Genomic DNA, 9,245 nt, shown 5'->3' with positions numbered 1-9,245 from the left:
GACGTTGATAGGATGCAGGTGTAAAGACAGCGATGTCAAAGCCGAGCATTACTAATTGCCCGAACACTTTCTTTAGGAAAGTTCATAGTTTCAGCTGTTGACTCTCGATAAAATCGAGAGGGACGGTGGTTCTTTACTATCAAATACAGTTTGCTTGTGTGCAAATACGTCATACCCCATTATCAGGTGGTTATTGCGGTGAGGTCCCACCTCTTCCCATTCCGAACAGAGAAGTTAAGCTCACTTGCGCCGATGGTACTGCAATGCAATGCGGGAGAGTAGGTAGCTGCCTTCTTTTATCAAAGCCTCAGATTTCGAAAGATTTCTGAGGCTTTTTCTTTTTTCCCGCAGATTTTTTGTATCTTTGCATTCACAAAAATAGAAATAATTATGAATCAATTTACAAAGATTATTGCAGCCCAACTCAAATTACGTGAGCAGGCTGTCGAGAATACATTGGAGCTTCTCGAAGAGGGATGCACCATTCCTTTTATTTCCCGTTACCGTAAGGAGAAAACGGGAAATATGGATGAGGTGAATATCGAGGCTATCGCTCAGGCTAACGAGAAGTTGAAGGAAATGGCGAAACGAAAAGAAACCATCCTGAAGACTATTGATGAGCAAGGTAAACTGACGGATGCTCTTAAAGAGCGTATCGAAAACTGTTGGGATGCCACAGAATTGGAGGATATCTATCTTCCTTTCAAACCTAAGCGCAGAACCCGTGCACAGATTGCACGTGAGGCTGGTTTGGAACCTTTAGCGCAAGTTCTGCTTTTTCAGCGTGAACGCAACCCGCTGCAAGCTGCTAAGAAGTTTGTAAGCGACAAGGTGAAGGATGCTGATGCTGCCCTGCAGGGTGCTAAGGATATCATTGCCGAAATGGTGAGCGAGAGCGAGGAGAGTAGAAACCAGATTCGTGGCGAGTTCCGCCGTGGCGCTATCATCACCTCTAAGGTGGTGGCTAAGAAAAAGGATGAGGAGGAAGCACAGCGCTTCTCTGATTACTTCGATTTCTCAGAACCATTGAAAAGGTGTTCTTCTCATCGACTGTTGGCTATGCGTCGTGGTGAAGCTGCCGGTTTCCTCCGTATCAGTATCTCAGCAGATGATGAACAATGCCAGAGCAAGCTGAAACGTCATTATGTGCATGGATATGGTGAGTGCCAGACATTGGTAGGCGAAGCGGTGGATGATGCCTTTAAGCGTCTTTTGAAACCTAGTATTGAAACCGAATTTGCTGCACTCAGTAAGCAGAAGGCGGATGAAGAGGCAATTGTGGTTTTTGCTGAGAACCTGCGCCAGCTCTTGCTCGCTGCTCCTTTAGGTCAGAAGCGTGTGATGGCTGTTGATCCTGGTTTTGCCAACGGTTGCAAGACTTGTTGTCTGGATGCACAAGGTAATCTGATTCATCATGAAATCGTTTATCCTCATCCTCCTCGTAATAAGAAAAATGAGGCTACTTCTGCTATCCTGCGCATGGTGAAGATGTATCAGGTAGAGGCGATGGCTGTGGGTAATGGTACGGCAAGTCGCGAGACGAGTGACTGGTTGCACGAAATAAGTTATCCACACCCTGTGGATATCTATGTTGTAAGCGAGGATGGTGCTTCTATCTATTCTGCTTCCAAGATTGCCAGAGATGAATTCCCGGATGAGGATGTAACCGTGCGTGGTGCTGTAAGTATTGGTCGCCGACTGATGGATCTGCTTGCCGAACTGGTAAAGATTGATCCTAAGAGCATCGGTGTAGGACAGTATCAGCATGATGTGGATCAGACTCAGCTAAAGAAGAGCTTGGATACCGTGGTGATGAGTTGTGTGAACTCGGTGGGCGTTAACCTGAATACAGCATCCCAGCATCTCCTGACTTACGTGAGTGGTCTCGGTCCTACTCTTGCCAAGAATATTGTGGAATATCGTAAGGAGAATGGAGCCTTCGCTTCTCGTGCGCAGCTGAAGAAGGTTCCTCGATTAGGTCCATCGGCTTTTGAGCAGTGTGCCGGTTTCCTTCGTATTCCTGGAGCCAAGAATCCTTTGGACAACAGTGCCGTTCATCCTGAGCGTTATGCCTTGGTTGAACAGATGGCGAAAGATCAGGGTGTTACCGTGAAGCAGCTAGTGGAAGATAAGGATTTGCAGAAGAAAATTGATATTAAGAAATATGTGACTGCTGAGGTGGGTATGCCTACCTTGACGGATATTATGGCTGAGCTTGACAAACCTGGCTTGGATCCTCGTGGAGAGGTTGAAAAATTTGAGTTTGATGCGAGCATCAAGACCATTGAGGATCTGCAGGAGGGTATGGTGGTGCCTGGCATCGTAACCAACATCACCAAATTTGGCGCCTTTGTAGATATTGGTGTTCACAATGATGGCTTGGTTCACGTTTCCCAGATGTCAAACCGCTACATCAGTGACCCTAGTGAAGTGGTGAAGCTCCATGAGCATGTGATGGTGAGAGTGACAGAAGTGGATTTGAAGCGTAAGCGCATTGCCTTGTCAATGAAGGGAGTGAAATAATGGATATGAATCAATATATAAATAAAGGTGAAAATATAAATAAAGGTGAAACCCTCGGTAAAGAGGGCTTCACCCATTTTGGAGACAGTACTCATCAAGACAGTTGCTCTCTATCCAGTATCTCTCAAGACTGTATAGAGTCGGCTTATTGCTTTATTCATCAGAAGCTTCGTGTCTATGAGTTTTCTATCAATCCCACGCAGCGTGATGATATCGAATATGCTATCAGCCAGTATGTGGATGGTATGAATCCACGGCTTTATCAGAAACTTGCTGCTGGAAGAGATGGTTTCCTTCTCGACCATGTAAGTTTTGAGCAGGATATGAGAAAGGCACAGGAGCAACTGGAAAAAATGATGGTGTAACCAATTTATTTCAAATTACAGTCGGGAAGAACTTTCATGCATCTTCTTCCTTCTACGGTTTCAGGATGCATCCGATGGTCTTTCTACCAATGTTTCTATTGACAGGGACTTGATTCTGTGCAATTACTTCTACATAATGAACGCCGGCATTCGGTACATCCATAGGGAGTGTACCTTCTGCCTGCATCTTGCCGTGTTCGAATCTGTCAACATCATCAAATCTGACGTAATGGTTGGTCTTGCCGTCAATGAATCCCACACATACAGAGTCCTTGTCTGAGGCAACGGATGCAAAGATGAGTTTTTCGCCAGCGTAACGCTTGAATGCTCTGCCCCGTTCTCTCTGCAAGAGCTCTACCATCGAAACCTTGCATACCTTTCCGCTTTCATAGACAAGAATGAGCCATCCTTCTTCTTCGTCTTCATGAACAGCCAGTTTCAGGCGATAATCCTGCCAGTCGTCTTCATCCAGTATCTTGTATTCGTCCGTATTCATCAGACAGATGACTGCCGTGATAGGGCGGTAGCCTTCCTCGTAATCGTGCAATGCATTGTTGCGCAGACGTGAGGTTTGGATGTGGTCGGTGATAGGAGCAGATTCTACATGCTTGGTGGAGTTTTTGGGCTCCTTGGTGGCTAGAGTGTTTTCTAACGTAGTCGGCATTTCTTCCTGCGTAACCACTGCATGCGGAATGTGCTCTTCTGCCCATTGTTTTCTGATGGCAAGGAACTTGTCCTTATAGGTTTCGTTTACCTTGCGCGCAGATGTACCCATGCGTTCATAATATACATTGCCTACGGCTTTAGGTGTAGGGCATGGCTCGATGTCGATGATGAGTACCGCATTGCTGATATCAGTATCGAAGTGAGTATGTATATAATGTGCTCCTTCCTGACCGAGATAATAGATAATCTGATTGTTGACATATACCTCGTACTTATCTCTGGAGCCTTTGAAGAGCGGGTTCTTCAAGTCCTCTTCCAATCCCATTTCATAGCCAATATCCGATACGCCCAGATAGAGATGGCCGCCCTCGGCATTGAGGAAGGCACATATTTCCTGCATAATCTTGACGGTTTGTGCCTGCACATCCACTCGCATAGAGTTTTCTGGATAGATGATGGATGTCTTGAACTCGGTATGGAAATCTTCCTTGCCATAGTTCTTCTTGTTGGAAGATGACTTGTGGAGTTTCAGAAGAGCGCGAATTTTGTCGAGGATATCACCGGCTTGGGTGAGAAGTCCCGATTTCTTCACGAAGTTATGAGAGAGCACGAGCGATGCCAGTTGCTGCAGGTGAGGATCTTCTGTAAGACAGCTCCAACGGTACAGGTCTTCGTAGTGTTCCTCGCTATCCAGACAACCGATGATACGCAATTGCATAAAGTCGTGGCGAAGGATGGCATTGCGTTCAAACAATTCCGGTTCCTTTTCGGCGATATGCTCTATCTTGTTGATATCTACCTTGTCTAATGTCGCAAAGTCGTTGAGCACCTCCAGGAGCGTAAGTCGGCTATCGTAGTAACTGGTTCTCTCCTTGCTGTCGAGCATAATGGCAAGAAGTCGGCAGAAATTGAGATAGTTGTATGCCTTGATCTTATCTTCCTCTAGGGTGGCTTTGGCATCTATGATGCTCATCATTTCCGATACATATACTTTCTCTATAGGCATCGCGTTAGCCAATTCATCCTTTTCATTCTTTGGATTGTAAACCTCATGTGCTGCATACCCCAGCATCAGCTGATGGAAAGCATCGGCAAGACTGAATCGGCTTTCCGGTGATTCCCGCAGGAAGGTGCCGTTGAGATAACCATTGGTTCCTTCCGTGATGTTATCAACTTCTATCACCATACCTTTTTTCAAATCATCGAGAGTCATGCCAGGGGCAGGACATACGGAAACAGAAAAGCCTTCGCTGCTTACGGCAGGAACACGAGGTAGGTCGGATACCTGATTGAAGAGCAGACAGGTGAGGCGAGAGTTATAAAACAGATCGTTTACTCGTACGTCGTCTGCGTATTCGCTGATCATATCACGCATGGCAAAGACATAACTTCCATCATTATTGACTTCTTTTACGTAAGCATGCAACAAGAGCGGCATCCCTTGATATTCAAACGACTGGGTGTTGATGTCGCCAGGGAAGAAAGGAACAACATCGTTTAATACGTCTAATGTTCCCACTCCCTCACAACCTTCTTCTACTACTTTGCATTCAAATAAGAGCTGTCCTGCCAGTTGTTTGGTTACGATGATGGTCGTTTCATCATCTATATAGAGTTTTCTGTTTTGCTTTTTTGAGGACTTACGCTTTTGGGAGAATAGAGAATGGTTGATGTATTCCCACAGTTCCTTATAGTGTTCGATGGTAGTACCTACTTTTCCACGTAGTTTTACCGGTGGTTTTTCGTCCAGGCGAATGGAAAGTCCATGCCATAATCCCATACGTGAAGAGAGAGGCATATATACATTCTCTTTATCCAAATCCTTTGGCTGTATGGTGATAGCTTGCTCGTTGACGGTGAGAAGAGTTGTTTCATTCTCATATTTGGCAGGTTCAAAACTCTCCACGGTTTCATTGTCCTGTTGGGAGCAGAGCATATTGGCGAGGACGAATGCGTCATCGCTGTTGAAAGGAAGGGCAGCATTGAATTCTGTCGGAGTGAAGAGAGAAAGGAATGCTTTCTGGAGAGTCTTGTTAGGGTCGCTTACATTCATCAGCGAAACCAAGCGATAGAGCAATGCCTGATTCAATGAGTTATCGTAAATCTTATGCGATGCATGACGTCCCAGTATCAGCTCGATGGTCAAAACCTGAATCATGGTTTCCTTGGTTGTTGCATCGCTGGAGAGTCTGTCTGTCTGGTGATAGATATTCTCTACATAGCTTTGTAACAGTTTGAGCCATTGCATCTGAAAGGGTTTTCTGTTCCAAAGATATACCTGCTGGCTGCGAAGGGTGGTTAGAATAGACGTGATGAGTTTCTCCATAATCGAAAAGTCGAGCATGAAGATGCATTGCATGATGCAGAACTGCTTGCGTGGATGGTAGATATAGGCACAAGTGGATAGAGTGGAAAGAATCTGGCTGATGGTATGCTCGGCCTTTCCCTCTCTTAATATTCTGATGGCTTGAATGTAGTAAGATATCAGTTCGATGATATCGGTAAATCGCTGTTCGAGCAGCATGCGTTCGGCTTCCTTGCATCGGGGCAGGAGATACTCTCCCTGTAGCGTTTCGATGCATTGGGAATGAATCTGCAGGAGTAATGTCTGTAATTCATCTTGGCTGAGATGATTGGAGATGCCAGCTATCCATCGGTGGCACTCCAGGTCGAAGATGTCAGAAGGCGTATCTCCGAGCATCAGATTTCTGAACTCAGGGGTATTCCAGTTTTTATCACCTATGATTTCACGAAAATCTTTATCTGAAAGTGAAAACTCCGACTTGTCGGCGCCCAATACTTCTACGAGTTGTACCTCCATGTATTTCTGGCGGAACTTCATCACTCTGCATCTTACTCTAGGAGTGAGCGCTGCATTGATGATGGTATCTCTTTTCAACATTGCCGTGAAGCCGTATTCGTCTTCCAGGTGATAGAAATCACCTAATGTCATCTTGATCTTGAAATCCACCTCATCATTTTCCTTATAATGTTTTCTCATGAGGTGTTCTATGTTCTGGGAAATGAAAACCTTGCCTAGATGGGTTGTAATCATCAGACAGTCAAGTGTCTTAGGGGCGGGTTGCCTCCTTTGGAAGTCAATCTGTCCTACCTTGTAAATTCTGTTTTCTACTTCGATGACGAACTTATGTTCTTCTTCATCAATGCGCAGAACCTTTGCCTTGATATTCTTGTAATTATTCATATAGAATGGTTTTTTGTGATATGATGTTATAATAATACTGCAAAGATATATATATTCTGTGAATTTTCAGTATTTTCTCGTTAAAAAAACTCTAATTTTAACAAAGCATAAAAAGTTGGCATAACGTATGATGTTATGAATATTTTTTGTATATTTGCATTTTCGATAGAACATTAATAAACTAGAGACGATGAAAGCATTTACATATATTAAAAAAGGAGAATTCGCTTTTGTTGAGAAAGCGAAACCTACCATCAAGGATGCCAAGGATGCTATAGTGAGAGTAACCATGAGCAGTATCTGTACCAGCGATTTGCATATCAAGCATGGTTCAGTGCCTCGTGCTGTACCTGGTATTACCGTGGGGCATGAGATGGTGGGTGTTGTAGAAGAAGTAGGCGGGCAGGTTACCCATGTGAAGCCGGGCGATAGAGTAACGGTGAATGTGGAGACTTATTGTGGCGAATGCTTCTACTGCCAGCATGGATACGTAAACAACTGTACTTCTCCTCATGGTGGCTGGGCGTTGGGGTGCAGGATAGATGGCGGCCAGACGGAATACATCAGAGTTCCATATGCCACTACCGGATTGAATAAGATTCCTGATACGGTGAGCGATGAGCAGGCACTCTTTGTTGGCGATATTCTTGCCACTGGATTCTGGGCAACCCGAATCTCGGAAATTAAGGAAGAAGATACGGTTCTCATTATCGGAGCAGGTCCTACGGGAGTTTGCTGTTTGCTCTGCACCTTACTGAAGAATCCTGGAAAAATCATCGTTTGCGAGAAATCTGAAGCTAGGAGAGCATTTATTCAGGAACATTATCCGCAGGTTCTTGTGGTAGAACCGGAAGATTGCGAAACCTTCGTCGAGGAACAGAGTTTGCATGGTGGAGCCGATGTGGTGATGGAAGTAGCTGGTGGTTCGGATACCTTCCAGTTGGCATGGAAGTGTGCCCGTCCTAATGCCATCGTTACTATTGTAGCTATGTATGATAAGCCCCAGATGCTTCCGCTTCCTGATATGTATGGCAAGAATCTCATTTTCAAGACGGGTGGAGTAGATGGCTGTGATTGTGAGGAAATCCTGAGCTTGATAGCACAGGGCAAGATAGATACCACTCCTCTCATTACCCATCGTTTTCCGTTATCTAGAATAGAGGAAGCTTACGATGTGTTTGAGAATAGAAAAGATGGGGTTATCAAGGTTGCTCTATATTGAGGTTTTCATATAAGTTGCCCTTTATTGAGGTTTCATATAAATTGAGATTTCACATAAAACAGGCGCAAGCTATTCCTGTTGCGGAAAAAGCTTGCGCCCTTGATATATTTACGATGAGTAAATGAGCTTTTCTAAGATTAGAACTTGTAGATAGCACCAAAAGAAATGTTGCTAGCATCTACGTCAACTCCGAATGTAGATGAGCTCTTGCCCTCTTCTGGAGAATAACCTCTGTAACCGAGGAAGCCAATCTTTGAGATGAATTCAACATGCTTTGTAAGCTTAACAGCCAAACCTGGCTTGATGCCTACCTCGTAGAAGTCGCCACCGCCCTTGCTTACACTGCCATAACCGATAGTACCCTCGAAGAAGAGATCAACTACCTTGCTCTCAACAGCTGTATAGCGAACGTAAGGAGCAATAGTGAAGGTAGTAGCATCACCTACTCGGGCAATCTTGCAAACATCGCCCTTCTGGATACCTACCTCGATACCGGCATCCCACTTGTTGTTGAACTGATAACCAATCTCAGGGATGAGCTTGTAAGCAGTCTTGCTGTCACCATCACCGATCTTGTTGCTAGAGATACCAGCAGTACCACCGATGTAAACCTGTGCGCTTGCGCAAACAGAAACGAGAGCCATCATAAGGCTCAACATAATTTTCTTCATAATCAATCTTTTTTCTTAAAAATTATACGTTGTTTTCTATCTTCTTTTATTGGAATCCGTCTTCTTTATGCTTGGAATTCGGTGGCAAAGGTATAGGAAATATGCGAATACAGGAAATTTTTTCTTTGTTTTATTGTTAATAGTGTTGGATTGTTGACTTAAATCAAGATAATGGCAGGTGTCTGCTATTTCAGTTTTATGAAATTGATAGTGTTTACCTTTCTAGTTGATAAAGTAAAAAAGTGTCAACTGAAATCAGGAAAAGTCATGTTGATATTGTTAGAAGTTACTGCTGATATCTCTTAGAAATCAGCTCATTAGTTGGTCTGTCGATGCCCATTTGGTGGGCACTCAGAGCCCACGTGATGGCATCGATAGCCCATGTGTTGGGCATCTGTTGCCCATAATGCGGGCATTGAGTGCCCAAAGTTTGGAACGGTTTCTGGGCAATATCGTGAGTAAGCTGCTTTTATGATACTTCATGGTAAGCGGCTCCGCGTTTATACCATTGTAGACTTCTCATTTATTCGTACCTTTGCACCATCATTTTAAAATCAAACAAATTATGACAGCAAACGAACGTTTTGAGAAGG

At 44.3% G+C, this 9,245-nt stretch carries 5 protein-coding genes and 1 rRNA gene; 4 read left to right on the top strand and 2 right to left on the bottom strand.

Annotation, left to right across the window (positions count from 1 at the left end):
- Nucleotides 1-182: 182 nt before the first annotated feature.
- The 3 genes from rrf (at nucleotide 183) to DW830_RS14555 (ending at nucleotide 2,888) form a co-directional block, all read left to right on the top strand.
- Nucleotides 183-295: ribosomal RNA gene (gene rrf, locus DW830_RS14565) — 5S ribosomal RNA — on the top strand.
- 95 nt (nucleotides 296-390) lie between these two features.
- Entirely contained in the window at nucleotides 391-2,523 is a 2,133-nt protein-coding gene (locus tag DW830_RS14560) for a Tex family protein (RefSeq protein WP_119250391.1), read from the top strand.
- A 119-nt stretch (nucleotides 2,524-2,642) separates the two neighbouring features.
- A complete protein-coding gene (locus DW830_RS14555) occupies nucleotides 2,643-2,888 on the top strand; it encodes a hypothetical protein (protein ID WP_119250392.1) in 246 nt (81 codons plus the stop codon).
- Nucleotides 2,889-2,940: 52 nt separating this feature from the next.
- Here the strand turns inward: DW830_RS14555 and DW830_RS14550 are convergent, their stop codons facing one another.
- Nucleotides 2,941-6,759, bottom strand: coding sequence for a helix-turn-helix domain-containing protein (locus DW830_RS14550; RefSeq protein ID WP_119250390.1), 3,819 nt, complete (start codon nucleotides 6,757-6,759; stop codon nucleotides 2,941-2,943).
- 190 nt (nucleotides 6,760-6,949) lie between these two features.
- Here DW830_RS14550 and DW830_RS14545 point away from each other — a divergent pair, with 190 nt between their 5' ends.
- Nucleotides 6,950-7,981, top strand: coding sequence for an alcohol dehydrogenase (locus DW830_RS14545; protein ID WP_119250389.1), 1,032 nt, complete (start codon nucleotides 6,950-6,952; stop codon nucleotides 7,979-7,981).
- Nucleotides 7,982-8,118: 137 nt separating this feature from the next.
- On the opposite strand, the gene DW830_RS14540 is transcribed toward DW830_RS14545, so the two are convergent.
- The gene (locus DW830_RS14540; RefSeq protein WP_233544573.1) at nucleotides 8,119-8,652 is read right to left on the bottom strand and encodes an outer membrane beta-barrel protein; all 534 of its coding nucleotides are present in this window, start codon (nucleotides 8,650-8,652) and stop codon (nucleotides 8,119-8,121) included.
- Nucleotides 8,653-9,245 lie beyond the last annotated feature (593 nt).

Origin of the sequence: Prevotella sp. AM34-19LB (assembly GCF_003468525.1) — a bacterium.
Lineage (GTDB): Bacteria > Bacteroidota > Bacteroidia > Bacteroidales > Bacteroidaceae > Prevotella.
Note: the sequence above shows the minus strand (reverse complement) of the source record. Positions and strands in the feature narration are given on the sequence as shown.

Excerpts from the sequence above, each read along its gene's own strand:
- DW830_RS14560 (WP_119250391.1), top strand. The coding sequence starts at position 391 with ATGAATCAATTTACAAAGATTATTGCAGCCCAACTCAAATTACGTGAG.
- DW830_RS14550 (WP_119250390.1), bottom strand. The coding sequence starts at position 6,759 with ATGAATAATTACAAGAATATCAAGGCAAAGGTTCTGCGCATTGATGAA.
- DW830_RS14545 (WP_119250389.1), top strand. The coding sequence starts at position 6,950 with ATGAAAGCATTTACATATATTAAAAAAGGAGAATTCGCTTTTGTTGAG.
- DW830_RS14540 (WP_233544573.1), bottom strand. The coding sequence starts at position 8,652 with ATGAAGAAAATTATGTTGAGCCTTATGATGGCTCTCGTTTCTGTTTGC.